This is a genomic window from Nocardioides seonyuensis, from assembly GCF_004683965.1.
Taxonomy (GTDB): Bacteria; Actinomycetota; Actinomycetes; order Propionibacteriales; family Nocardioidaceae; genus Nocardioides; species Nocardioides seonyuensis.
On the sequence record NZ_CP038436.1, the window covers coordinates 1,300,206 to 1,323,114 of the forward strand.

At 71.0% G+C, this 22,909-nt stretch carries 25 protein-coding genes; 9 read left to right on the top strand and 16 right to left on the bottom strand.

What is annotated here, in order from left to right; genetic code table 11:
- Nucleotide 1: 1 nt before the first annotated feature.
- On the top strand, nucleotides 2-199 hold the full coding sequence (locus EXE58_RS06405) for a hypothetical protein (protein WP_135267090.1): 198 nt from the start codon (nucleotides 2-4) through the stop codon (nucleotides 197-199).
- Between the two features lie 35 nt (nucleotides 200-234).
- Nucleotides 235-687 (top strand): GNAT family N-acetyltransferase, encoded by a 453-nt coding sequence (locus tag EXE58_RS06410; protein WP_135267091.1) that lies wholly within the window; start codon nucleotides 235-237, stop codon nucleotides 685-687.
- Here EXE58_RS06410 and EXE58_RS06415 read toward each other — a convergent pair.
- From EXE58_RS06415 to EXE58_RS06425, 3 genes are read right to left on the bottom strand one after another with little or no spacing between them, the layout of a single operon-like run.
- Nucleotides 677-1,621, bottom strand: coding sequence for an AraC family transcriptional regulator (locus EXE58_RS06415; RefSeq protein ID WP_135267092.1), 945 nt, complete (start codon nucleotides 1,619-1,621; stop codon nucleotides 677-679). The genes EXE58_RS06410 and EXE58_RS06415 overlap by 11 nt on opposite strands.
- A 47-nt stretch (nucleotides 1,622-1,668) precedes the next feature.
- Nucleotides 1,669-2,289, bottom strand: coding sequence for an NAD(P)-dependent oxidoreductase (locus EXE58_RS06420; RefSeq protein WP_135267093.1), 621 nt, complete (start codon nucleotides 2,287-2,289; stop codon nucleotides 1,669-1,671).
- Nucleotides 2,290-2,313: 24 nt separating this feature from the next.
- Nucleotides 2,314-2,814 (bottom strand): anthrone oxygenase family protein, encoded by a 501-nt coding sequence (locus EXE58_RS06425; RefSeq protein WP_135267094.1) that lies wholly within the window; start codon nucleotides 2,812-2,814, stop codon nucleotides 2,314-2,316.
- A gap of 120 nt (nucleotides 2,815-2,934) precedes the next feature.
- On the opposite strand from EXE58_RS06425, the gene EXE58_RS06430 reads away from it, so the two are divergent.
- Both EXE58_RS06430 and EXE58_RS19455 read left to right on the top strand, forming a co-directional pair.
- Nucleotides 2,935-3,924 (top strand): YihY/virulence factor BrkB family protein, encoded by a 990-nt coding sequence (locus tag EXE58_RS06430; protein WP_135267095.1) that lies wholly within the window; start codon nucleotides 2,935-2,937, stop codon nucleotides 3,922-3,924.
- A gap of 9 nt (nucleotides 3,925-3,933) precedes the next feature.
- Complete coding sequence (locus tag EXE58_RS19455) at nucleotides 3,934-4,077, top strand: hypothetical protein (RefSeq protein WP_167288724.1); 144 nt, start codon at nucleotides 3,934-3,936, stop codon at nucleotides 4,075-4,077.
- 6 nt (nucleotides 4,078-4,083) lie between these two features.
- Here the strand turns inward: EXE58_RS19455 and EXE58_RS06435 are convergent, their stop codons facing one another.
- The 7 genes from EXE58_RS06435 to EXE58_RS06460 all read right to left on the bottom strand — a co-directional run bounded on the left by EXE58_RS06435 (nucleotide 4,084) and on the right by EXE58_RS06460 (nucleotide 9,149).
- Complete coding sequence (locus EXE58_RS06435) at nucleotides 4,084-4,383, bottom strand: hypothetical protein (protein WP_135267096.1); 300 nt, start codon at nucleotides 4,381-4,383, stop codon at nucleotides 4,084-4,086.
- Nucleotides 4,384-4,466: 83 nt separating this feature from the next.
- Nucleotides 4,467-5,981 (bottom strand): S8 family serine peptidase, encoded by a 1,515-nt coding sequence (locus tag EXE58_RS06440; RefSeq protein WP_135267097.1) that lies wholly within the window; start codon nucleotides 5,979-5,981, stop codon nucleotides 4,467-4,469.
- Between the two features lie 69 nt (nucleotides 5,982-6,050).
- Complete coding sequence (locus tag EXE58_RS06445) at nucleotides 6,051-6,560, bottom strand: nucleoside deaminase (protein WP_135267098.1); 510 nt, start codon at nucleotides 6,558-6,560, stop codon at nucleotides 6,051-6,053.
- Nucleotides 6,560-7,063, bottom strand: a complete 504-nt coding sequence (locus EXE58_RS19970; RefSeq protein ID WP_244242455.1) for an SRPBCC family protein — start codon at nucleotides 7,061-7,063, stop codon at nucleotides 6,560-6,562. Before EXE58_RS19970 ends, EXE58_RS06445 begins: the two co-directional genes overlap by 1 nt.
- On the bottom strand, nucleotides 7,060-7,371 hold the full coding sequence (locus EXE58_RS19975; RefSeq protein WP_244242456.1) for an ArsR/SmtB family transcription factor: 312 nt from the start codon (nucleotides 7,369-7,371) through the stop codon (nucleotides 7,060-7,062). The genes EXE58_RS19970 and EXE58_RS19975 overlap by 4 nt, the downstream gene beginning before the upstream one ends.
- Before the next feature lie 45 nt (nucleotides 7,372-7,416).
- Nucleotides 7,417-8,466 carry an S-adenosylmethionine:tRNA ribosyltransferase-isomerase gene (locus EXE58_RS06455; RefSeq protein WP_135267099.1) on the bottom strand — a complete coding sequence of 350 codons (1,050 nt, stop codon included), beginning with the start codon at nucleotides 8,464-8,466 and terminating at the stop codon, nucleotides 7,417-7,419.
- Nucleotides 8,466-9,149: an SDR family NAD(P)-dependent oxidoreductase gene (locus EXE58_RS06460; RefSeq protein WP_135267100.1), complete on the bottom strand. Its 684-nt coding sequence runs from the start codon at nucleotides 9,147-9,149 to the stop codon at nucleotides 8,466-8,468. Before EXE58_RS06460 ends, EXE58_RS06455 begins: the two co-directional genes overlap by 1 nt.
- Nucleotides 9,150-9,204: 55 nt before the next feature.
- Between EXE58_RS06460 and soxR the strand changes: the two genes are divergently transcribed.
- The gene (gene soxR, locus EXE58_RS06465) at nucleotides 9,205-9,681 is read left to right on the top strand and encodes a redox-sensitive transcriptional activator SoxR (protein WP_135267101.1); all 477 of its coding nucleotides are present in this window, start codon (nucleotides 9,205-9,207) and stop codon (nucleotides 9,679-9,681) included.
- A gap of 80 nt (nucleotides 9,682-9,761) precedes the next feature.
- Here soxR and EXE58_RS06470 read toward each other — a convergent pair whose 3' ends face one another.
- The 4 genes from EXE58_RS06470 to EXE58_RS06485 are packed head-to-tail and all read right to left on the bottom strand — an operon-like array spanning nucleotide 9,762 to nucleotide 15,471.
- Nucleotides 9,762-10,532 carry a thioesterase family protein gene (locus tag EXE58_RS06470; RefSeq protein ID WP_135267102.1) on the bottom strand — a complete coding sequence of 257 codons (771 nt, stop codon included), beginning with the start codon at nucleotides 10,530-10,532 and terminating at the stop codon, nucleotides 9,762-9,764.
- Between the two features lie 16 nt (nucleotides 10,533-10,548).
- Entirely contained in the window at nucleotides 10,549-11,940 is a 1,392-nt protein-coding gene (locus tag EXE58_RS06475) for an FAD-dependent oxidoreductase (RefSeq protein WP_135267103.1), read from the bottom strand.
- A complete protein-coding gene (locus tag EXE58_RS06480) occupies nucleotides 11,933-13,987 on the bottom strand; it encodes a molybdopterin oxidoreductase family protein (RefSeq protein WP_135267104.1) in 2,055 nt (684 codons plus the stop codon). The genes EXE58_RS06475 and EXE58_RS06480 overlap by 8 nt, the downstream gene beginning before the upstream one ends.
- Complete coding sequence (locus tag EXE58_RS06485) at nucleotides 13,987-15,471, bottom strand: MFS transporter (RefSeq protein ID WP_135267105.1); 1,485 nt, start codon at nucleotides 15,469-15,471, stop codon at nucleotides 13,987-13,989. The genes EXE58_RS06480 and EXE58_RS06485 overlap by 1 nt, the downstream gene beginning before the upstream one ends.
- A 246-nt stretch (nucleotides 15,472-15,717) precedes the next feature.
- Between EXE58_RS06485 and EXE58_RS06490 the strand changes: the two genes are divergently transcribed.
- The 3 genes from EXE58_RS06490 to acs all read left to right on the top strand — a co-directional run bounded on the left by EXE58_RS06490 (nucleotide 15,718) and on the right by acs (nucleotide 19,856).
- Complete coding sequence (locus EXE58_RS06490; protein ID WP_135267106.1) at nucleotides 15,718-16,095, top strand: DUF485 domain-containing protein; 378 nt, start codon at nucleotides 15,718-15,720, stop codon at nucleotides 16,093-16,095.
- A complete protein-coding gene (locus EXE58_RS06495) occupies nucleotides 16,095-17,702 on the top strand; it encodes a solute symporter family protein (RefSeq protein WP_135267107.1) in 1,608 nt (535 codons plus the stop codon). Before EXE58_RS06490 ends, EXE58_RS06495 begins: the two co-directional genes overlap by 1 nt.
- Before the next feature lie 177 nt (nucleotides 17,703-17,879).
- Nucleotides 17,880-19,856 carry an acetate--CoA ligase gene (gene acs / locus EXE58_RS06500; RefSeq protein ID WP_135267108.1) on the top strand — a complete coding sequence of 659 codons (1,977 nt, stop codon included), beginning with the start codon at nucleotides 17,880-17,882 and terminating at the stop codon, nucleotides 19,854-19,856.
- Here the strand turns inward: acs and nhaA are convergent.
- The gene (gene nhaA, locus EXE58_RS06505; RefSeq protein WP_135267109.1) at nucleotides 19,816-21,189 is read right to left on the bottom strand and encodes a Na+/H+ antiporter NhaA; all 1,374 of its coding nucleotides are present in this window, start codon (nucleotides 21,187-21,189) and stop codon (nucleotides 19,816-19,818) included. The two genes, acs and nhaA, sit on opposite strands and share 41 nt — an antisense overlap.
- A gap of 112 nt (nucleotides 21,190-21,301) precedes the next feature.
- Here nhaA and EXE58_RS06510 point away from each other — a divergent pair, with 112 nt between their 5' ends.
- Nucleotides 21,302-21,700 carry a phage holin family protein gene (locus EXE58_RS06510; protein WP_135267110.1) on the top strand — a complete coding sequence of 133 codons (399 nt, stop codon included), beginning with the start codon at nucleotides 21,302-21,304 and terminating at the stop codon, nucleotides 21,698-21,700.
- A 7-nt stretch (nucleotides 21,701-21,707) separates the two neighbouring features.
- Here the strand turns inward: EXE58_RS06510 and EXE58_RS06515 are convergent, their stop codons facing one another.
- Nucleotides 21,708-22,883, bottom strand: coding sequence for a MarP family serine protease (locus tag EXE58_RS06515; protein ID WP_135267111.1), 1,176 nt, complete (start codon nucleotides 22,881-22,883; stop codon nucleotides 21,708-21,710).
- Nucleotides 22,884-22,909 lie beyond the last annotated feature (26 nt).

The window sequence follows — 22,909 nt, forward strand, 5'->3', positions numbered from 1 at the left end:
CATGACCCCACAGAACGAGTCAGGTCCCGACAGTCAGGTCTCGGAGGTCGGCAGCCTCGACGAGGAGAAGGCGGACACCCCGCTCGCGGACGGCGACTCCACCGCGGGCTACCCCGCGAGCGAGAGCGGCGACGCCCAGGAGCCGGAGCCGGAGGCCGGCCCGAACGCCAACCCGCACCGGGACGAGGACACCCACTGACCGCTAGCCTCTCCTCCCCGGGGGAGGAGAGGCTGATGGTGGACGACCTCGTCATGCGCAGTGCTGGGCACGGTGATGTCCGCGCACTGCTGGAGTTCTGGGCAGCCGCCGGCGAGAACGGCTCACGCCCCGCGGACCGACCCGAGGCCGTGGGCCGCCTCATCGACCGAGACCCCGAGGCGATCCTCCTTGCCACTGCGGCGGACAGGATCGTTGCCACGATCATCTGCGGGTGGGACGGGTGGCGGGCCAACCTCTACCGCCTCGCTGTCGCCCCTGACCTACGTGGCCGAGGCCTGGGCCGCCGCATGCTGGAACAGGCCGAGGACCGGCTGCGTGGCCTGGGAGCAGAGCGCTTCTGCGCGATGGTGCTCGACGACAACGACCTCGGCACGGCCCTGTGGCGCGCGGCCGGCTACACCCGGCAGGAGGACTGGAGTCGCTGGGTGAAGGCGGCGGGGCAGAGCGCGGAGGGCGCTAGGCGCTGACGCTGCCGAGGCGGTACTGCTGCGGACTCGTGCCGTGCACCCTCTTGAACGCGGCGCTCAGCGAGAATGGCGTGCCGTACCCGACCTGACGAGCGATGGCGGCGACCGTCGCGTCGCTGGAGACCAGCAGGTCGGCGGCCAGGGCGAGACGCCAAGCCGAGAGGTAGGCCATCGGCGGCTCCCCGAGGAGAGCCGTGAACCGACGGGCGAGGACTGCCCTCGACACCCCGACGCGCGAGGCCAGCTCCTCCACCGTCCAGGGATGCGCGACGTCCTCGTGGAGCAGCGCCAGTGCCGGACCCACGGCACGGTCGTGCTGCGCACGGAACCACCCGGGACCCTCGTCCTGACGCGCTGCGAACCACGTCCGAAGGGACGAGATCAACAGCACGTCGAGCAGGCGGTCGAGCAGCGCCCGCTGGCCCGGGGCCTCGATCTGCATCTCCGCCTCGAGCACGCCGAGAAGCGGGGACGCCGCCTCCTCCTGACTGAGGAGGACGACCTCGGGGAGCGCCGTGATGAGGGGACGGCTGGCCTCACTCTTGCCCTCGTAGGTGCCGACCAGGAGCACGCAGTCACCGGCCGGGTCCTCCCCCCAGGTCCTGACACCGAGCGACCACTCGTCCCAGAGGGGTCGCCCGTCGGCCGCACTGGTGCATCGACCACCCGGGTAGACCACGACGCTCGGCGGCGTCTCCGGGGCATCGGCGACCGTGTAGTGGCCGGGTCCGCGGACGATGGCCACCTGCCCGGTCTCCATGTGCCGCGGGGGCTGGTCGTCGAGCGTGAGCCAGGCCTCCCCCCGCAGGACAGCGAGGACCGTCAGCGGGGCCTCGTCCTCGATCCGCAGGGACCAGGGCGGGTCCAGCAGGGCGCGCAGCAGGAAGGCGCCTCGCGCCCGCGGGCCGTCGAGCAGCGCCTCCAGCACGTCCACACGAAGCAGGCTAGTCGTCCCGGCCGGCTCGGAGCCCCGCGCGACGGTCACGACGAGACCGACACCGCCCGATGCAGGTAGGTGGCGTCATCCACCTGCGCGAGCAGGAAGGCTGCGACGTCGTCCCGGCCGATCTTCAGCCGCAGTCCGTCCTCGCCGGGACCGAAGCCGTGTCGTACCGGTCCCGGGCTCTGGTCGGCGAAGGCGGAGGGACGCACGATGGTCCACGCGAGGTCGCTCGCCTCTACCACGCGCTCCTGCCGCACGTGGTCGCCGTACGCCGGCCGCAGCAGTGCCCCGAACATGACGTACTTCCACCACAGGTCGAGGTTGGCCCGGCTCGACCCGACGCCGATGGTGGACTGGCACACGAGCCGCCCTCCACCGGACTGCTCCATGGCTCGTACGACGGCGCGGGTGCCCGCCTCGCGCACCACGCCCTTGCGCCCCGCGCCGAGCGCGACCACGACCGCATCGGCGTCCTTGACGACCGGCAGGCACGCGGCGGGATCCGTCACGTCGCCCTCGGCGACCTGGAGCCTGTCGTGCCGGACGGGGACCCGCGAGGCGTCGCGGGTGAAGGCGATGACGTCGTGACCGGCGGCCAGGGCCTGCTCGACCAGCAGGCGGCCGATCGTGCCGGTGGCTCCGAAGATGGTGATGTTCATCGAGATCTCCTGTGTGTCGGTGTGTCAGCCGGCCGATCGACCGGTGAGGAAGAGGGCCCAGCAGAGGGCCGCGAGCGAACCGGTCGACGTCGCGGTGCGCACGATGTTCCAGAGCACCCAGCGCTCCTCGAAGCGGCCCCGCAGCCCAGCGGCGTCAGCCATCTCCGGGGCCGCCTCCTGGACCGCCGTGTTCAACGGGACGTTGACCACCCCGGTGATCACGAAGGTCGCCACGACGAGCGCCATCGCTGCGGCCAACCAGGCCAGGACCGGACCGCGCCCGGGCAGGTGCAGGAGCAACGAGGCGAGGATCAGCACCGGACTGCCGAGGAAGGTCAGGCCCATCCAGCGGTTCGAGATCGCTGCGTCGATCCGCTGGAACCCCGTGAGGAACGCGCGGTCGTCCAGCGTCCCGAGCCCTGGCATCACCGAGTGCGCGAAGCAGAAGAGCAACCCGGCGGCCATGGCGGTCGTGATCGTCGCGCCCATCAGGGTCACGACGCCGAGAGTGGTGGTCGTCGTCATGTCCACATTCGACCGTCGGACCGGTCTCCCCGGCCATGGCCCTGGCGCTCGTGCGCATGCGTCAGACGCTCAGTGCCCGGTGACGCCCACAGACCCGCAGACCGCGCATAGGGTGCGGCCATGACGACCGCCCGCACCGTCCCCGTGACCACGGAGATGGACGGCGACGAGCTCGACGCCGAGGACGCGTGGCACGTCGCCCGCCGCCATGGCCTCCGGACGGTCCTGGTCGGCTCGTTCGTGCGCTTCCGCTATGGCGACGGCTTCACCAACAGCCGCGCCCTCGCGCTCCAGGCATGCCTGGCGGTGGTGCCGTTCCTGCTCGCCGTCATGGGGTTGGCCGCCGACATCGACGACGACCGCCCGGCGCGTGTCGTGGCGGCGACGGTCAACGCCGTCTCCCCGGCCAGCGGGGACGACGACGCGATCGTCGAGGCGCTGGCGGGAGGATCGGAGGGCGTCGGCGAGGTCGCGCTCTTCCTCGGCCTCTTCTTCGCAGCCCTGTCGATGACGACCGCGATGGCGCAGATCGAGCGCGGCAGCAACCGGATCTACGGCATCCGCCGCGACCGGCCCGCGTTGTTCAAGTACGGCCGGGCCGCGGTCCTCACCGCCGTCTTCGCCGTGCCGGTCGGGCTGGGCTTCCTGGTGCTGGTCGCCGGCGGGGCGTTCGGCGACGCGATGGTCACCGAGTACGGGTGGTCGGACCGCACGCACGCGCTCTGGCAGTGGGGCCGCTGGCCGCTGGGACTGCTCACCCTCGTCGTCACCATCGCCGTGCTCTTCAACCACGCCCCCCGCCGTCACCAGCCGGCGTTGTCCTGGCTCGCCCTCGGGTCGGGCGTGGCCGTGGTGCTGAGCATGACCGCGGCGGCCGGGCTGGCGGCGTACGTCAATGCCAGCGGCTCGTTCAGCAGCACCTACGGGCCGCTCGCCGGCGTCTTCGCGCTGCTGCTGTGGAGCCTGCTCTCGTCGATCTCGCTGTTCTACGGCATCGCGATCTGCGCGCAGCTCGAGGCCTTGCGGGCCGGTCAGCCGGATCCGGCGTACGACGACCCGGGTCGCCCGCACCGCAAGACGGTCGACGAGGGGCTTGGGTCCGACAGGTAGACCTGTGTCATGAAGCTGTTCAAGAGCGCCGTCGTGCTGGGCGCAGCCAAGAAGCTCTACGACGAGGCCCAGAAGCCGGAGAACCAGCGCCGGATCAAGGAGACCGTCGACAAGGTCAGGACGCGCGCGGAGGAGAAGAAGCGCCGACGCTGACTGCGCTCACGCGCCCTCGAACCCGCTGATCAGCAGCCAGAACACCAGCACGCCCACGAAGGCGGCGAGCAGGCCCCACCACGCCCCGGTGAGGGCACGGCGCTCGGTGCCCGCCCCGCCCCGGGCGAGTGCGGGAAGAGCGACGGTGACCCCAGCGCCGATCGCCGCCATGACAAGCAGCTGGACGGGGACGATCCAGTTCTCGGTGCCCTCGCCGTCGAGGAAGGTCGCGGCCAGCGGCAGGCTGAAGATGCCGGTGACAAGCAGCACCAGCACGCCGAGGGCTCGTTGCACAGCAGGGCTCATGGGCCAGAAGGTATCGCGCTGACGGCGTCACCCTGACCCACAGGTCCACAGGTCCAGACAGGAAGGCCCCGAGCTGCCCTGAGTCAGCCTCGCGTCTTCGTCACCGTGTGCGCGTGGGCACAGGTGACGGCTGCCTCCGCGTCGACCATGCCCTGACCGGAGTGGATGTCGAACCCTGTGGACATCATGTCGACCGCGGTCGAGAGCAGACAGTCCTTCACCTGGGCCGGCGTCGCCTGAGGGTTGGCCTCGAGCATGAGCGCCACGACGCCCGAGACGTGCGGCGACGCCATCGACGTGCCGGAGATGCAGAAGTAGCCGGGCGTCTGGATCTCCGCGCACTCCGTCAGCGGAGCGAGCACCGACGGCGACAGGGCGGCCATGATGGTGTCGCCGGGCGCGACGACGTCGACCTGCGGGCCCGTGCCGTCGGCGACGCCACGGCTGGAGAAGTCCGTCATCTGCTGGCCTTCTACACACCCGGAGGAGTCGACGGACTTGCAGGCAGCGCCCACGAGGACCGCGCCGTTGGCGGGATCGTGGTAGCCGCCGATCGTGCCCGGCTCGGGTCCGTCGTTCCCGGCCGAGAACACGACGTGGACGCCACTGTCGACGACCGAGGCGATCATGCGCGACATCGCGTCGAAGTCGGTCGGCTCACCGCAGTCCAGGCCGAGACAGTTGGGCTCGGTCGGCAGCAGACCCCAGGAGTTCTGGGTGATGTCGATGCCGTGCTCGTCGCGGTGCCGGATGGTCCAGTCGAAGGCGGCGAGCGCGGCCTCCTCCCAGTCGATGTCGTCAACCGTCCCGAAACCTGGGGTGGCCACCCTCATCGAGATGAAGGAGGCGTCGGGCGCGACACCCGCGAGGTCGGGACCACCCTGGGCCGCGGACATGCTGCCGTCGCCGCCGACAGTGCTCGCGACATGGGTGCCGTGCCCGATCTCGTCCTGCAGCGCCAGCGTGCCGGTCGACTCGGCGTAGGTGTCCCACTGCTCGGCCGAGAAGCCGGCCTGCTGGGACACCTCGGAGTAGGAGAAGTTGAGTCCCTTCACCACGCGGTCACCGAAGTCCGGGTGCCCCGCGAAGATGCCCGAGTCGAGCACCGCGACCGTCACCCCCTCGCCGGTGACCCCAGGTCGCGTGCCGGCGACGCGCCGGCGGCCGACGCGGGTCGTGTAGCCCGCCGGCTGGTCGAGGCCGTTCGCGTTGATCTGCTCCTTGGAGGCATAGAGGTACGACACCAGCCGCCGTTGCGGCTCCACGGCGACGACCCCCGGAACCGCCGCCAGCAGGTCGACGACCGGCAGGTCCGCCGTCACCGCCACGGCGCCGATCGACGGCAGCTCGATCGCGCGCTCGACCCCGAGGTCGCGCAGCACCCCGAGTGCGCCGGCCGGGACCACACCATCGGCGAAGGCGACGATGACCTTGCCGTTCCCCGCTTCGTCGGTGGGCACCGCGGTGGGAGTCGCCAACGAGGTCGGGGCCAGCTCTGGGCTCGCCCCCGCGGATCCCGGTGCCATCAGGGCTCCGGTGCTCGCCGTTGCGAGGGCAGCGGTCAGTGCCACCAGTCGTCGAGTCGTTCCGCGCTTCATGGTCAACCTCCGGGGGACGAGTGTCTGGGGCTTCAACGACTCGCCGATGCGAAGGGTTATGCATGCTCCCTACTGCTGCCTCGAGGCCCGGTCGGCGTGCTGCCGGTGCAGTGCGCGCAGCTCGTCGGCCAGCTCGGGCGCGGGCCCGGCGACGGGCACTCCGGGCGCCACCGCGTTGATGGGCAGCGCCGCCACCGGGCCGTCCGGCAGGTCCCAACCGCTTCGCCACTCGGTGAGCTGTGCCGTGGAGGCTGCGTAGACGATCCGGCCCAGCCCCACCCAGGCGTGGCCGGCCGCGCACATCGGGCAGTGCTCGCCCGACGTGTAGACGGTGCACTCGGGCCGCACCTGCGGCGCCACGTTCGCCGCCGCCCAGCGGGCCAGCTCAAGCTCGGGGTGGCGTGTCTGGTCGCCACCGGCGGTGCGGTTGCGGTCCTCGTGGAGCACGACCCCGTCGGGGCCGACCAGCACCGACCCGAAGGGCTCGTCGCCGTCGTCGAGTGCCTCGCGGGCGAGGTCCACGCAACGGCGGAGGTGCACGAGGTCCTCAGGCGTCAGCTCCTCCACCGACTCGCCCATCAGCCCTCGCCGTACATCTGGGAGCCCGGCGTGGTGAGCAGCTCGCCGGTCTCGAGCAGCGTCTTGAGCCCGGAGAGGATCATCGGCCAGCCGCCGTAGAGCTCGGCGTTCGCCGACGCGGGGAGCTGGTCGTGCACGACGGTGAGCCGGCAGGAGTCGCCGACCGGCTCGATCTCCCACGTGACACGAGTGGTCCCCTGGGCCCTGACCTCGTCGCTCCACAGGGCGTTGAACGACTGCACCAGCAGGCGTGGTGGCTCGACGACGAGGTTCTCCCCCTCGGAGACCGTCACGCCGCCCGGGCCTTCAGCGCGGTAGGTGGAGCCGTTCGTCCAGTCGGACTCCGTCCCGATGCCGAAGCTGTACTTCGCGCGCATCGCGGGATCGGTGATCGCCTCCCAGAGCCGCTCGGGCGTGGTCTTGATGTAGATCTCGAACACTGCGGTGTCCCCGACCGGGGCGGTGCCCCGGGTCCAGGAGACGGTGTCGCCTTGGGTGGTCATGACTCGTCCTCCAGCTGTGTCTTGAGCTCGGTGAGCGCGGCGGCCCACGGCTCGGAGTACTTGCTCACCCAGCGGTCGTGGATGAGCCGGATCGGGACGGGGTTGAGGAAGTGGAGCTTCTCGCGGCCGCGCTTGCGGGTCACCACGAGCCCGGCCTCCTCCAGGACCTTGAGGTGCTTCATCACCCCGAAGCGCGTCATCGGCACCCGCTCCTCGAGGGCGGTCAGGGTCTGGCCGTCCTGGGCGAAGAGGGCGTCGAGAAGGTCCCGCCGGGTCTGGTCGGCCAGTGCCTTGAACACCTCGTCCACGTGACGACCATAGGTGACCATATGGTCACATGTCAACGGTCGTGGTCAGCCGATGAGCAGCGCCGAGTCGCCGAACTCGTGCCACAGGTATCCGTGCGCCACCGCTTCGTCGTACGACGACTGCACCAGGGCGCCGCCGGCGACGGACTCCACCAGCAGCAGGTGGGAGGCGTGCGGGTCGTGCCACCCGGTGACCAGCCCGTCGACCGCGCGCGGCGGGTCGGCCGGAGTCACGACCCGCTCCGTCCAGCCGGAGGCTGCGGTGACCCGACCGCCGCGCACCGCGGACTCGATCGCGCGGGTGGCGGTGGTGCCGACAGCGATCACCCGCGCCCCGGCCGCTCGAGCTTCGTTGACCAGACGCGCTGAGGATGCCGGGACCTCGAACCACTCGGGCCCCGGCGCCTCGCCGGCCTCCTGGGAGGAGAAACCGGTGTGCAACGTGATCGGCGCGAACAGCACTCCCCCAGCGACCAGGTCGGTGACCAGCTCGTGGGTGAACGGTCGACCCGCCGACGCCATCTCCGCACTGCCCGGGACGGACGCGAAGACGGTCTGGTAGGCCGCGAGCGGGAAGCGCCGGTCGAGGTAGCCGTAGGCGATCGGCCGTCCGTGCCGTCGCAGGGCCGCCGTCAGGTCCCCCTCCACGCTCGCCTGCCACAAGCGGTTGCCGACGCCCGTGGGTGAGGACGGTCGCCCCGTCGGCCACGGCTCGACCAGCCGCAGCTGCGCCCTCCCCGCCTCGACCACGTCTCCGGGTGACGCGTCGAGGACCGCACGACCGGCGTCCGGGGCGGTACGGAGCTCCACGACCCGACGCCCCTGCTCGAGCTCCGCGCCGACGTGCAGGACGATGGGCCGTCCCTCGTGGGCCGCGTCCACCTCCCCCGCGATGGTGGCGGACCGGTTCACGACCAGCACGTCGCCCGGACGCAGGTGGTCCGCGATCCTGCGGAAGTGCGTGTGCACGATCCCCTCTCGTGTTCCGACCAGCAACCGGACCTCGTCCCGCGCGAGCCCTCGCCACTCGGGCGGGCTGGACGCGAAGGACGACGGCTCGAAGCGCACCTGGGGCTCCTCTGCCAGGACGGCCATCAGAAGTCCTCCGCCCGGTAGCGACCCGACGCCGGCCTCGCCTCGAGGAGGCGCAGAAGGTGCGGGACGACGTTCTCCGGCAGCGGCCGGTCGGAGATGTCCTGCCCGGGGAACGCGTCCTGGTGCATCTGGGTCCGCATGTCCCCGGGATCGACGGCGTACGCCGTCACCCCGGTCTCGGCAGCGAAGGTGAGGGTGACGTGGTCGAGCGCGGCCTTGCTGGCGCCGTACAGCCCCCATGTCTCGTAGTGGTGGACCGCCGCGTCGGAGCTGATCGACAGCAGGACGCCGTCGCTGCCCAGCAGGCGTGGCAGGAGTCGCCCGGTCAGGACCAGCGGTGCGCCGATGTTCGTGCGCCACACCTGCTGGAGGTCGGGGATCCCGACCTCGGGGAGCGGGCGCATCGGGAGAGGCCCCAGGGTGCTGGCGTTGTGGACCAGGAGGTCCAGTCGACCCAGCGCGGCAACGGTGTTGACGAGGCCTGCCCGGTGCTCGGCATCGGTGATGTCGCCGACGATCACGGTGACGTTCTCGGGAAGGTCGGCCTCCTTGACGCGCCCCTCGTTGCGTCCGTCGGTGATCACCCACCAGCCCTGGGCGGCCAGCGCCCTCGTGAGGGCGAGCCCGAGGCCTGCGGTCCCCCCGGTGATGAGCGCGACGGGTGCTTGCGTGGTGGTTTTCATGCGGTCATCATTGAAGTTCAAGTGAACTTGAGTTCAAGCCCTCTGGAGGAAGAAGTTGGACAAGCACGACCTGCTGACGATCGGGGCTGTCGTCCAACGGAGCGGCTTCGCGGCCTCGGCGCTCCGGTTCTACGAGTCCGAAGGGCTGATCCAGGCGCACCGGTCCGGCTCTGGCCAGCGCCGGTTCGAGCGCAGCGTCCTGCGCCGGCTGGGGTTCATCCGGGCCGCGTCCAACGTCGGCCTGACCCTCGACGAGATCAAGGAGGAGCTCGGGCGGCTCCCCTCGAACCGCACGCCGACCAAGGCCGACTGGCACCGCATCTCCCGCTCCTGGCGCAGCCGCCTCGACCAGCGGATCGCCGCCCTCGAGCGTCTCCGGGACGGCCTGGAGTCGTGCATCGGCTGCGGCTGCCTGAGCCTTCGCACCTGTGCCTTCTCGAACCCCGGCGACGTCGCGGCCTCCTCCCCCAAGGCCCCCGGCGCCGTGCTGCTCCCGGACTCCCTCCGCAAGCCCCACCCGAGTCGCCGCTGAAGCCCCGCCAGGCACCTGAACCCAGGCATCTGGTCCCCACACCACTCCCGCACACCTGGCGGCGAACACGAACTGTCCACTCACCCCGGACGGATCGTCAGGATCTGCGACATCGTTCCGAGGAGTCCGGTCTCGTCGTGCAGCACGGTGCTGGTCACGCCGACGCCCTGGGCACCGAACGAGACCGAGGTGTCGAAGCCGAGCCAGTCGCCCACGGGTTCGCGCATCAGATGGGCGGTGAGGTCAAGGTTGGGGAACGCGACCGTCCGCGGGTCAACGCGCACGGTCATGCCGTTGCTGATGTCGAGCAGCCCGGCCGCCCGGGCCAGGGAGCTGGCCTGCTGACCTTCGACGAGCGTCTCGTCGGTGCGGACCCAGAAGGTGGCGCGGCCGGGCTCGATCTCCGAGCGGCGCACGTGGGCAGCGGCGATGAAGCCCCCGGGCCACACGGTGGTCGGGTCCCATTTCTCAACATCGGTGGGTTGCCCGGCAGCCGGCACGTGGGTGCCGGCGATCTGCGAGGTGTCAGTCGTGCTCATCAGCCAGGCGCGCAGCGTGACGATGGTCCGTCGCCCATGACTGAGCGTCGCCTCGACCAGCTCGATGGTTCGCCCGGGTCGCAACACGCGGACCGAGGTCTCGACCTCCTCCATGGGGACGGTGCCCCAGATGTCGTACGACAACCGCGCGGGCAGTAGCCGGTCGTCGCGACGGAGGTCGCGGTCCTGCTCGACCACGTGCGCGAGGAGGCCGAGCGCCGGGGCGATGTGCTGCTCGTCGGGATCCCAAGCGCCGCCGACGTGCTCGGTGGGCAGGTAGGTCGCCGGCCCGGTCTGCTGAAAGTAGGCCACACCGGCATTGTGCCGTTCATGCTGACGCGGTGAGCAGGGACCTCACCACGGAGACGCACCCGCCGCACCCCGTGGTGGCACGTGTCCTCTCACGGCAGTCGTCGTACGACGCACAGGCCCGGACCGCGCCCGCAGTGACGCCTGCGCACGCACACACCTCGGCCTCGTCGGGCAGTACGACAGCCGCGGGGTCGAGGTCGACGCGCTCGGGCGCGAGCAGTGCGCCGGGCTCGGCGTTCCCCAGGATCGTCCCGCGGTCGTAGAGCTGCGTGATCAGGCCGACCCGCGACAGGTCGCCGACCAGCGCCGCGGCGACGATGCGGCCACCGTCGACGACGAGCCGCCGGTGCGATCCCGTCACCGGGTTGGACATCTCGACCACCTGGCCGGTGGCACGGGTGGGCTCGCCCAGGACGGCGACGTCCAACCCGGTGGCGCGCAGTCGGGCAACACTGCGGGAGCCGTCGTACGACGCCTCCTCACCACGCAGCACGGCGGCGAGCACGCCAGCCTGCTCCCACGCCGGCGGGACGAAGCCGGTCACCCGCCCACGGTGTGAGGCGCAGTCCCCGATCGCGTGGATGCGCGCGTCGGTGACCGAGGCGAGGGTGCTGTCGACCACCACCCCGCGTCGCACCATCAACCCGGCCCGGCGTGCAAGGGCGGTGGAGGGCCGGCCCCCGGCGGTCAGGACCACGAGATCGGTCTCCAGGACGTGGCCGTTGTCGAGCCGGAGGCCGGCGCCGCCTGTCTCGCGCGGGTGCAGCCGCACCGCGCGCGCACCGGCGTAGACCTCCGTGCCGAGGCGGCGCAGGTCGCGCGCCAGGATCTCCCCTCCGGCAGGGTCGACCTGGCTGGCGAGCAGGTGCTCGGCCCCCTCGACCACCTCCGTGTCCACGCCCCGCACGGCGAGGGCCCGGGCGACCTGCAGGCCCAGCAGTCCGCCGCCGACGACGACGGCCCGGCGGCCAGCAGCGACCGCGGCGTCGAGACGGCGGCAGTCCGCCAAGGAGCGGAAGGGGTGGACGGAGGGGTGGAGGGTCCCGTCCGGTCGCACCAGGCCACGGATCGGCGGGAGAGTCGGGATGGCTCCGGTCGCCAGGACCAGGCGGTCGTAGGGGACCCGCGCGCCTCCGACGAGCACGACCTCGTGCGCAGTCCGGTCCACCTCTTCGACCCTCGTGCCGAGGCGTAGGTCGACCCCGTGCTCGTCGAACCACTCCTGCGACCGCAGGGTCAGGGCGTCGGGCGCGTGCGCGCCCTCGAGCACGGCCGAGAGCAGGATGCGGTTGTAGGGCGGATGGTCCTCCTCGGACAGGACCGTGACGTGCCACGGCGAGCCGACGAGCCCCTCCACGAGCCGCACCGCCGCCATGCCGCCGCCGACGACGACGAGCCGTTCACCCATGCCCGCCCCCGGCCGCGGTGACCCGGGCCGCGCACACCTTGAACTCCGGCATCCGCGAGGAAGGGTCGAGAGCGTCGTGCGTGAGCCGGTTGGCCCCGACCCAGTGGAAAGGCACGAACACGGTGTCCGCCCGGATCGAGTCCACCACCCGCGCCGGTGCCGCCATCGAGCCGCGTCGCGTCGTCACGCGAGCCGGCTCACCGTCCACGAGGCCGAGCCGGGCGGCCAACATCGGGTGGACCTCGACGAACGCCCCCGAGTCCGGCAGCTCGCGCACCCGTCGCGTCTGGGCCCCGGACTGGTACTGGGCGAGCACCCTGCCTGTCGTCAGGTGGACCGGGTAGTCCGCGCACGGCTGCTCCGCGGCTCCGCGGTGCTCGACCGCGACCATGCGCGCCCGTCCGTCCGGGTGCGCGAACGTCTCCGCGAAGAGCCGCTCACCGCCCCAGAACACCCCGCCCTCGTCACGGATCCGGTCATAGGTGATCTCGGAGTAGTCGGCCGACCCGCCCGACGACGCACGCCCGAGCTCGGCGAAGACCTCCTCCGGGTCGGTCGCGAACTCCACCGGGGACCCCAGCCGTTCGGCCAGCGCTGCGATCACCTCCAGGTCGGAGCGCACCCCGGCAGGTGCCCGCACGGCCTGCTGCCGCAGCACCACCCGGCCCTCGAGGTTCGTCATCGTGCCGGTCTCCTCCGCCCACTGCGTCACCGGCAGCACGACGTCCGCGATCGCTGCCGTCTCGGACATCACGAGGTCGCACACCACCAGCAGGTCCAGCGCCTCGAGCCGCTCGGTCACGTGGGTCGACCGGGGGGCGCTCACCACGATGTTCGAGCCCAGGACCAGCAGGGCGGAGGAGCCCTCCGGCGTCCCGAGTGCGTCGAGCATCTCGTAGGCGGACCTGCCGGGGCCGGGCAGCGAGTCGGGGTCGATGCCCCACACGCCGGCGACGTGGGCACGGGCAGCCGGGTCGTCGATTCGCCGGTAGCCGGGCAGCTGGTCGGCCTTCTGCCCGTGCTCACGCCCACCCTGGCCGTTGCCCTGGCCGGTGAGGCAGCCGTAGCCCGCGCCCCGCACCCCCACCATCCCGAGCGCCAGCGTCACGTTGATCCACGCCAGGACCGTGTCCGTGCCTGTGGAGTGCTGCTCGGCTCCCCGCGCGGTCAGCACCATCACCTTCGGTGCCCCCAGGAGCCCCGCCAACGCCCGCACCTCCTCGGCCGGCACCCCCGTCACCCGCTCCACCCGCTCGGGCCACCACGCAGCGACCGACTCCCGGACCTGCGCCCAGCCGGTGGTCCGCGCGGCCAGGTAGTCCTCGTCCACGGCACCCGCGGCGACCAGCAGGTGCAGCACGCCCAGCGCGAGGGCCAGGTCGGTGCCGGGCACGGGCTGGACGACGAGGTCGGCGCGCAGCGCGGTGGCCGTACGCCGCGGGTCGATGACGACGACCCTGCCACCGCGCTGGCGCAGGGCGTCGAGGTGCCGCGCCGCAGGCGGCATCGTCTCGGCGAGGTTGGAGCCGACGAGCACGAGCACTTCGGTCTCCTCGACGTCGGCGAGGGGGAAGGGGAGCCCCCGGTCGACGCCGAAGGCCCGGATCCCGGCAGACGCTGCCGACGACATGCACCAGCGGCCGTTGTAGTCGATCTGCGAGGTGCCGAGCGCGACCCGCGCGAACTTGCCGAGCGAGTAGGCCTTCTCGTTGGTCAGCCCGCCGCCGCCGAAGACGGCGACGGCGTCCTTGCCCCGGGCGGCCTGGATCTCGCGCAACCGGGACGCGACGAGGTCGAGTGCCTCGTCCCAGCCGACGGCCGTCCACTCGCCGGTACGTCGGTCGCGCACCAGCGGGGAGGTGAGTCGCTCGCGACCGCCGTAGAGGCCTGCCGCCGTCCAGCCCTTGCGGCACAGGGCCCCCTGGTTGACGGGGAACTCCTCCCATGCCGACACCGTCGGCAGCCTCTGGCCGGTCAGCCGCATCCCGCACTGCAGGGAGCAGTAGGGGCAGTGCGTCGTGGTCGTGGACGTCGAAGCTGCCGTCATCAGATCTCCGCACCGGCCAGGGCGTGGGCCCTGGCCGGGTGGGGGCGACGCAGGTACGCGGCCCAGGTCACGCCGGCGCACAGCACGTAGTAGGCGGTGAAGACCGCGAAGGCGCCCTTGGTGGCCGACACCGGGTCCTCGACCCACGGGGCGGAGAACGCCAGCGGGATCAGGAAGCCGCCCATGGCGCCCACCGCGCCGATGACGCCGAGTGCCGCCGAGGACTGCCGCGTCGCGCGGGTGAGGGCCGCCACGCGTTCGGGGGTGCCGTCCGGGGTCGCCCGCTGGGCCTGCGTCCGCCAGATCGACGGGATCATCTTGTAGGTCGAGCCGTTTCCGATGCCGGTGGCGGCGAAGATGCAGAGGAAGAACCCGAGGAACCACGGGAAGAGCGCGCTGTTGGACGTGGCGATCGCCGGGTCGGCAGTGGGGTTGGGGGTCACCCGCTGCAGCACCGCGATCACGGCGAGGGTGAAGACGACCATGGCGACGAACGCGCCGAGCGTCACCTTCGCACCGCCCACCCGGTCCGCCAGCCAACCGCCGAGGGGACGCGTCAGCGACCCGATGCCGGCGCCCAGGAAGGCGTAGTAGGCGAAGAAGATGCCCGTTCCCAGCGGCGCGGGGTCAGGCACCCAGAAGTTGAGCTTGATGAGCAGCGGCATCGCTGCGGAGTAGCCGATGAAGGAGCCGAAGGTGCCGATGTAGAGGAACGACATCACCCAGGTCTGGCGGTTGCGCAGCACGCCCAGCTGCTCGCGCGGGGACGACACGGCGCTCGTCAGGTTGTCCATCCGCAGCCACGCCGCGAGCGTGGCGAGCAGGGCGAGACCGGCGTAGAACCAGGCGGCGCGCTCGAGGTGGATCCCGGAGCCGGACGCCTGGACGAGGCCGAAGATCCCGGCCCCACCCACCACGACCGGGAGGAGCAGCTGGATGAGCGCGACGCCCGCGTTGCCGCCGGCCGCGTTGAGCCCGAGCGCGGCGCCCTTCTTGTCCGCGGGGTAGAAGAAGTTGATGTTGGCCATCGAGCTGGCGAAGTTCCCGCCGCCGAAGCCGGCGGTGGCCGCGATCACGCAGAACACCCAGTACGGCGTCTCGGGGCGCTGCACGGCGTAGGCGAACAGCAGCGTCGGGACGAGCAGCAGCCCGGCGCTGACGACGGTCCAGTTGCGGCCGCCGAACAGCGGCACGGCGAACGTGTAGGGCAGGCGCAGCAGCGACCCGACCAGGTTGGGCAGGGCCACGAGCAGGAACAGCTGCTGCGGGGTGAACTCGAAGCCCTGGGAGAGCAGGAACGCCGACGAGACGCTCCAGATCAGCCAGACGGAGAAGCCGACGTGCTCGGCGAAGATCGACCAGACGAGGTTGCGGCGCGCCACCTGGCGCCCACCGCCTTCCCAGAAGTCCTGGTCCTCCGGTCGCCAGTCGTCGATCCAACGCTTGGTCCGGCTCTGCATCGGGTGCGTGGTCTGCGTGCTCATGAGCCGTACTCTCGGCGAGCCGTGTGTCCCCCGGCGGTCCAGCGCGATGGCCTGACCGTCAACTCTTCCTCACGTCCTCACAGGCCGGCCCGCCGACCGCTCGTCGTGCCGATCCGACCGTCCGGCGACAGGTGGCGGCCGCCCGGCGACCCCGGCGCGCGGCGTACTCCCGCGGTGGGCGCCGCCGGTGCCACCGTGATCGTGGTCACACCCGGTGACCGAGTCAACGCCGAAAGGGACACGACCGTGGCAACCAATCCCGTCCACGAGCCGCCAGGACAGGCGGCGCGGCACGATCCCGTGTACGACGACCTCGCGGCCCGCCCCGAGTTCGCCGAGCTGCGCAAGCGCTACCGCGGATTCGTCATCCCCGCCACCATCGCCTTCCTGGTCTGGTACCTGCTCTACGTCGTCATGTCGAACTGGGCGTCCGGGTTCATGAACACCGAGGTGGTCGGCAACATCAACGTGGCCCTGATCTTCGGGCTCCTCCAGTTCGTGACGACCTTCGGACTGGCCTGGTACTACAGCAAGTTCTCCACCTCCAGGCTCGACCCCCTGGCCCGCGACCTCGAGCAGGCCTACCGAGACAGTGCCGGAAACGACGGAAGACGAGGCCAGTGATGGACGACCAGACCCTGACCACGATCCTCTTCCTCTCCGTCGTCGCGCTGACGATCGGCATCACCTTCTGGGCCAGCCGGCAGACCAAGACGGCGACCGACTACTACTCGGGTGGTCGCTCGTTCTCGGGCTTCCAGAACGGCCTCGCCATCGGCGGCGACTACATGTCGGCCGCGTCGTTCCTCGGCATCTCGGGCGCCATCGCCCTCTACGGCTACGACGGCTTCCTCTACTCCATCGGGTTCCTCGTCGCGTGGCTGGTGGCCCTCCTGCTCGTGGCCGAGATGCTGCGCAACGCGGGCCGCTACACGATGGCCGACCAGCTGGCGTTCCGCATGAACCAGCGCAAGGTGCGCACCGCGGCGTCGCTCTCCACCGTCGTTGTCTCGATCTTCTACCTGCTGGCCCAGATGGTCGGCGCGGGCACGCTGGTCGCGCTGCTGCTCGGCGTGGACAGCGAGGCGCTCAAGAACCTCACCATCGTGGGCGTCGGCATCCTGATGATCTTCTACGTCACCGTCGGCGGCATGAAGGGCACCACCTACGTCCAGATCGTCAAGGCCGTGATGCTCATGATCGGCTCCGCGGTGATCGTGTTCCTGGTGCTGCTGGAGTTCAACTTCAACCTCTCGTCCCTGCTCGGCGAGGCGGCCGAGAACTCCGGCAAGGGCGAGCCGTTCCTGCAGCCGGGCCTGCAGTACGGCAGCAGCCTGACGTCCCAGATCGACTTCCTGTCCCTGGGCCTGGCACTGGTCCTCGGCACGGCCGGCCTGCCGCACATCCTGATCCGCTTCTACACCGTGCCGACCGCTCGGGACGCGCGGAAGTCGGTGCTCTGGGCGATCGGCCTCATCGGCGCCTTCTACCTGATGACGCTGGTCCTGGGCTTCGGCGCGGCTGCGATGCTCGACCGCGACCAGGTCGACCCGGTGGAGGGCGGCAACCAGAACCTCGCATCACCGCTGCTCGCCGAGGCAGTGGGTGGCGGTGAAGGGTCCACCGGCGGTGCGATCCTGCTCGCGCTCATCGCCGCGGTCGCCTTCGCGACCATCCTCGCGGTGGTGGCGGGCCTGACCCTGGCCAGCTCCTCCTCGGTGGCCCACGACCTCTACAAGGGGGTCTTCAAGAAGGACCAGGAGGTCAGCGAGAAGGACGAGGTCCGGGTCGCCCGGATCGCGGCCTTCGCGATCGGAGCGATCGCGATCGCGCTCTCCATCCCGGCCCAGCGGCTCAACATCGCGTTCCTGGTCGCCCTGGCCTTCGCCGTCGCGGCGTCCGCCAACCTGCCGGCGATCATCTACAACATGTTCTGGCGGCGCTTCAACACGCGCGGTGCCACGTGGAGCATCTACGGCGGCCTCCTCGCCGCCGTGGGCCTGGTGTTCTTCTCGCCAGTCATGTCAGGGGCGCCGACGTCGTTGTTCCCCGACTCCGACTGGTCCTACTTCCCGCTCAACAACCCCGGCATCATCTCGATCCCGCTGGGCTTCCTCCTCGGCTACATCGGCACCGTCTCCGGCCGCGAGCCGGCGGCCGAGGACCGCTTCACCGAGCTCGAGGTCCGGGCCCTCACCGGGGCCGGCGCCGAGAGCGCCGTGCACCACTGATCCACCGCTCCACCCCCTTTGCGCTGTAACGCCGGGTTAGTAGCTGTACCCACCCCGTTGTACCTGGGGCACTACAAGCACTGACCCGGCGTTACAGCCCTCGACCCCTCCACCGCCGCCGAGTAGGTTCAGTGGTGGGCCGAAGCTTTCCGAACCACCCCCACTCTGGAGATCACCGTGTCCGAGCAGACCCTGTCCAACCTCAGCACCGAGACCCGCCGGTTCGAGCCGCCCGCAGACCTCGCGGCCCAGGCCAACGTCACCGAGGAGGCCTACGACCGGGCGGCGTCCGACAGCGAGGCCTACTGGGCCGAGGCGGCCGACCGGCTCGACTGGGGACAGAAGTGGGACCAGGTCCTCGACTGGTCCAACCCGCCCTTCGCGAAGTGGTTCGTCGGCGGCACGCTCAACGCCGCGGTCAACTGCGCCGACCGCCACGTCGCGGCCGGGCGAGGCGACAAGGTCGCCCTGCACTGGGTCGGCGAGCCCGAGGGGGACCGCCGCGACATCACCTACGCCGAGCTCACCGACCTCGTGTGCCAGGCCGCCAACGCGCTCACCGAGCTCGGGGTCGGCAAGGGCGACCGGGTCGCGATCTACATGCCGATGATCCCCGAGGTCGCCGTGGCGATGCTGGCCTGTGCACGGGTCGGTGCCATCCACACGGTCGTGTTCGGCGGGTTCTCCGCCGACGCGCTGGCCTCCCGCATCGTCGACTGCGAGGCCAAGCTGGTCATCACCGCGGACGGCGGCTTCCGCCGCGGGTCGGCCTCGGCGCTCAAGCCCGCCGTCGACGAGGCCCTGCTGAAGTCCGAGGTCGACAAGATCGAGAAGGTCCTCGTCGTACGCCGCACCGGCCAGGACGTCGAGTGGCAGGAGGGTCGCGACGTGTGGTGGCACGACGTCGTGGACCGGCAGCCCACCGAGCACGAGGCCGAGATGCACGACAGCGAGCACCCGCTCTTCGTCATGTACACCTCCGGCTCGACCGGCAAGCCCAAGGGAATCCTGCACACCACCGGCGGCTACCTCACCGGCACGTCGTTCACCCACTGGGCCGTCTTCGACCTCAAGGACGACGACGTCTACTGGTGCACCGCCGACGTCGGCTGGATCACCGGCCACTCCTACATGGTCTACGGCCCGCTCGCCAACGGCACCACCCAGGTGATGTTCGAGGGAACGCCCGAGAAGGGCAGCTGGTGGAAGGTGATCGAGGACTACAAGGTCTCGATCTTCTACACCGCGCCCACGGCCATCCGGACGTTCATGAAGCAGGGACGCGAGATCCCCGACGGCTACGACATGTCCTCGCTCCGGATCCTCGGCTCGGTCGGCGAGCCCATCAACCCTGAGGCCTACATCTGGTACCGCGAGGTGATCGGTGGCAACCGCTGCCCCGTCGTCGACACCTGGTGGCAGACCGAGACCGGCCAGATCATGATCAGCCCGCTCCCGGGTGTCACGGCCGGCAAGCCGGGCTCGGCCATGCGGGCGTTGCCGGGCATCGCCGCCGACGTCGTCGACGACGAGGCCAAGCCGGTGCCCAACGGGTCCGGCGGCTACCTCGTGCTGACCGAGCCCTGGCCGGCGATGCTGCGCACGCTGTGGGGCGACGACCAGCGCTTCAAGGACACCTACTGGTCGCGCTGGCCGGGGCTCTACTTCGCCGGCGACGGCGCCAAGAAGGACGACGACGGCGACATCTGGCTGCTGGGCCGCGTCGACGACGTGATGAACGTGTCGGGCCACCGGCTCTCGACGACCGAGATCGAGTCGGCGCTGGTCTCCCACCCCAAGGTCGCCGAGGCGGCCGTGGTCGGCGCGACCGACGACACCACCGGCCAGGCCGTGGTCGCGTTCGTGATCCTGCGCGAGTCGGCGGTGGCGGAGGCCGACGAGCAGGGCGAGGGCTCCGACCTGGTCGCCGAGCTGCGTGCCCACGTCGCCCACGAGATCGGCCCGATCGCCAAGCCGCGCTCGATCATGATCGTCCCCGAGCTGCCCAAGACCCGCTCGGGCAAGATCATGCGGCGCCTGCTCAAGGACGTCGCCGAGCACCGCGAGGTCGGCGACGTGACCACGCTCGCCGACTCCTCGGTGATGGACCTCATCAAGCAGCAGGAGTCGACGACGACGTCTGCCGACGAGTAGCCGCGAGCAGCACGACGACACCGACGACCGCCGAGGCCAGCGAGCCGAGGAGGATGCCGATCTTGGCGTCGTCGGTGAGCACCTCGGCGCCGGGGAAGGACAGCCCGGCGATGAACAGCGACACCGTGAAGCCGATGCCCCCGACCGCTCCGAGTCCGAGGATCATCGGCCACGTGGTGCCGCCGGGGAGCCGCCCGAGTCCGAACCGCACCGCCAGCCACGAGGCGAGCAGGATGCCGAGGGGCTTGCCGACCACGAGGCCGAGCATGATACCCACGCCCACGCTCGAGGTGACGGCTTCGCCGAAGCCGCCGAAGGAGACCCCCGCGTTGGCGAGGGCGAAGACGGGCAGGACGACGTACGACGACACCGGGTGCAGCGTCGCCTGGAGACGGTCCACGACCGGCACGGACTCCTTGAGCAGGAACCTCAGGCGGGCCAGCTCGTCGTGGTCGAGCGAGCGGTCCCGCAGCGCGTCCTCGGCGTAGCCGCGCGCGACGTCCTCGCGGAGCAGCGCGCTCGCGGGAGCGAGGAGCCCGATGGCGACGCCGGCGAGGGTCGCGTGCACGCCCGACTCCAGCAGCGCGAACCACACCCCGACGCCCAGCACCACGTAGACGGTGATCGCCCAGATCCGCAGCTGCTTGGCCACCGCCATCGCCGCCAGCAGCGCCAGGGCCAACGCCAGCCAGCCGAGCGAGAGCTCGGCGGTGTAGAAGATCGCGATGACCAGGATCGCCCCGATGTCGTCGACGATGGCCAGGGTCAGCAGGAAGAGGCGTGCCGGCGCGGGGATGCGTCGTCCGAGCAGGCCGAGCGCACCGACCGCGAAGGCGATGTCGGTGGCCATCGGGATGCCCCACCCCGAGGCGCCGGCGGATCCCGGGCCGTTGACCAGCACGTAGAGCCCTGCCGGCACCGCCATGCCCCCGACCGCGGCGACGATCGGCAGCGCGGCGGTCTTCGGGTCACGCAGGTCGCCGTGGACCAGCTCGTACTTGATCTCGAGCCCCACGACGAAGAAGAAGATGACCATCAACGCGTCGTTGACCCAGTGCTGGAGCGACTCGTCGAGGTGGAGCGGCCCGACGTCGAGCGTCAGGTGCGTCGACCACAGGGCGTCGTACGACGCAGCCCACGGGCTGTTGGCCCACACCAGCGCCACCGTGGCCGCCACGAGCAGCAGCAGCGAGCCGGCGGCCTCGATGCGCAGGAACTCGCGCATGGGACGGGCCACGAGCCTGGCCAGCGGCTTCTCGCTGGCGAGGTAGGACGGGCCCAGCGCCCAGAGGTCGTCGTCGGCCGGCGGGTCGCGGTGGGGGTTGTTGGCCATCAAGGCATGCCTCTCGGAGGTCGTCAGCGTCTCTCCGCGTCACATCCGACGCGGGCCGACCAGACTTCCCGGCTCACCTGGGGCCAGTGTAGGGGTTGTGTAGTGTCGCGCCATGGCATCCGAACCGGTCAAGGACACCGATCCGACCCTCGGCGCACTCGTCCTCGACGTCTCCCGCGACATCTCGACGCTGATCTCCAAGGAGATCGAGCTGGCCAAGTCCGAGCTGAAGGTGAGCTTCAAGCACGGCGGCGCCGGGCTCGGCCTCTTCGCCGGGGCGGCGTTCATCGGGCTGCTCGCGATCATCATGCTGTCGGTGTCGATCGCCTACTTCATCCACTGGGCGGGCCTCGGCCTCCACTGGGCGTTCCTGATCGTCTTCTTCCTCTACGTGCTGATCGCAGCCGTGCTGGGCCTGATCGGCTACAAGCAGGTCAAGCAGGTCAAGGCGCCGGAGCGGGCGATCAGCCAGGGCAAGTCGATCCCACGTGCCCTGAAGGGCCGGGCCTGACGGCTCCTCAGGCCAGACAGGTCCCGGTGGCGACCGGGGCGCTGCTGGTGACGCCGGCCGCCGCCACGGCGGCGACCTGGTCTGCGGTGAGGGCGTAGCCCGTCGAGCGGTCGCTGACCGAGGCCGCGAACACCACCCCCGCCACCTCTCCCTGCGAGGTGATCACCGGCCCGCCGGAGTTGCCGGGCAGGATCGTGCCGCGCAGCGAGAGGACCTCGCGGATGACCGTGCCGTCGCCGTAGATGTCGGGTGAGCGAAGCCGCTGCTCGCTGCGGATGCGCCCGGCCTTGACGTCGTAGGGGCCGTCCTCGGGGTAGCCGGCGATGGCGACGCTGTCGCGGGCCTTCGCCGTCTTGTCGAACCTCAGGTGAGGCTGCGAGGTGTCGTCGAGCGCCAGCACGGCCAGGTCGAGGTCGGGGTCGTAGACCACGACCTTGGCGACGACCGAGGAGTCGCCCACCTCCACCTCGGGCCGTGTCACCCCCGCCACCACGTGGGCGTTGGTCATCAGCCGGCCGGGCGCGTAGAAGAACCCGCTGCCCTCGACTCCTCCCCCGCAGCCGTTGACCCCGCGCACCTTCACCACGCTCGCCCGCGCGGCGGCGACGTCGGGGTCGGCCAGGACCCGCCGGTCGCCGGCCTCCACCTCGACGATGCGCTCGGGTGCGAAGGGCTCGAGGTAGCGAGGGAAGAAGGTGGTGCCCACGACGTTGTTGAAGGCGTCGAGCACCCGGTCGGCGCCGCGTGGCAACGAGGAGTCGACCTTGGCGAGCACGGCCGACTCACGCACGGCCGGGGTGATCGACCCGATCTGGGATCCGGAGACGGCCACGCCGAGGGCCCAGGCGACCACGAGCACGGCCAGGGCGCTGAGGGCCGCCCCGCCGATGGCGTCGACCGCCCTGACGGGCTGCCAGGTGATGCGGTCGCGCAGCTTGGCTCCGACGAACTGGAAGAGCGCCTGGCCGAGTGAGGCAGCGACGATCACGATGAAGAGCGCGCCCAACGACACCCAGAGCGACGGCTCGGCGTCACCGAGCGCGACGGGCGCCACCCAGACGCCGAAGAGGCCGCCGAGAAGCAGGCCCGCGGTGGCGCAGGCGCCCGTCACGAAGCCCTGCCAGTAGCCGGACAGCGCATAGACGGCCACCACCGCGACGAGACACCAGTCGAGGACGTTCATGCGCTCACTCCGTCCTTGAGGTGGTG

Coding starts and splice junctions, on each gene's coding strand:
- EXE58_RS06405 (WP_135267090.1), top strand. CDS start 2: ATGACCCCACAGAACGAGTCAGGTCCCGACAGTCAGGTCTCGGAGGTC.
- EXE58_RS06410 (WP_135267091.1), top strand. CDS start 235: ATGGTGGACGACCTCGTCATGCGCAGTGCTGGGCACGGTGATGTCCGC.
- EXE58_RS06420 (WP_135267093.1), bottom strand. CDS start 2,289: ATGAACATCACCATCTTCGGAGCCACCGGCACGATCGGCCGCCTGCTG.
- EXE58_RS06425 (WP_135267094.1), bottom strand. CDS start 2,814: ATGACGACGACCACCACTCTCGGCGTCGTGACCCTGATGGGCGCGACG.
- EXE58_RS06430 (WP_135267095.1), top strand. CDS start 2,935: ATGACGACCGCCCGCACCGTCCCCGTGACCACGGAGATGGACGGCGAC.
- EXE58_RS19455 (WP_167288724.1), top strand. CDS start 3,934: ATGAAGCTGTTCAAGAGCGCCGTCGTGCTGGGCGCAGCCAAGAAGCTC.
- EXE58_RS06435 (WP_135267096.1), bottom strand. CDS start 4,383: ATGAGCCCTGCTGTGCAACGAGCCCTCGGCGTGCTGGTGCTGCTTGTC.
- EXE58_RS06440 (WP_135267097.1), bottom strand. CDS start 5,981: ATGAAGCGCGGAACGACTCGACGACTGGTGGCACTGACCGCTGCCCTC.
- EXE58_RS06445 (WP_135267098.1), bottom strand. CDS start 6,560: ATGGGCGAGTCGGTGGAGGAGCTGACGCCTGAGGACCTCGTGCACCTC.
- EXE58_RS19970 (WP_244242455.1), bottom strand. CDS start 7,063: ATGACCACCCAAGGCGACACCGTCTCCTGGACCCGGGGCACCGCCCCG.
- EXE58_RS06455 (WP_135267099.1), bottom strand. CDS start 8,466: ATGGCCGTCCTGGCAGAGGAGCCCCAGGTGCGCTTCGAGCCGTCGTCC.
- EXE58_RS06460 (WP_135267100.1), bottom strand. CDS start 9,149: ATGAAAACCACCACGCAAGCACCCGTCGCGCTCATCACCGGGGGGACC.
- EXE58_RS06475 (WP_135267103.1), bottom strand. CDS start 11,940: ATGGGTGAACGGCTCGTCGTCGTCGGCGGCGGCATGGCGGCGGTGCGG.
- EXE58_RS06480 (WP_135267104.1), bottom strand. CDS start 13,987: ATGACGGCAGCTTCGACGTCCACGACCACGACGCACTGCCCCTACTGC.
- EXE58_RS06485 (WP_135267105.1), bottom strand. CDS start 15,471: ATGAGCACGCAGACCACGCACCCGATGCAGAGCCGGACCAAGCGTTGG.
- EXE58_RS06495 (WP_135267107.1), top strand. CDS start 16,095: ATGGACGACCAGACCCTGACCACGATCCTCTTCCTCTCCGTCGTCGCG.
- nhaA (WP_135267109.1), bottom strand. CDS start 21,189: ATGGCCAACAACCCCCACCGCGACCCGCCGGCCGACGACGACCTCTGG.
- EXE58_RS06510 (WP_135267110.1), top strand. CDS start 21,302: ATGGCATCCGAACCGGTCAAGGACACCGATCCGACCCTCGGCGCACTC.
- EXE58_RS06515 (WP_135267111.1), bottom strand. CDS start 22,883: ATGAACGTCCTCGACTGGTGTCTCGTCGCGGTGGTGGCCGTCTATGCG.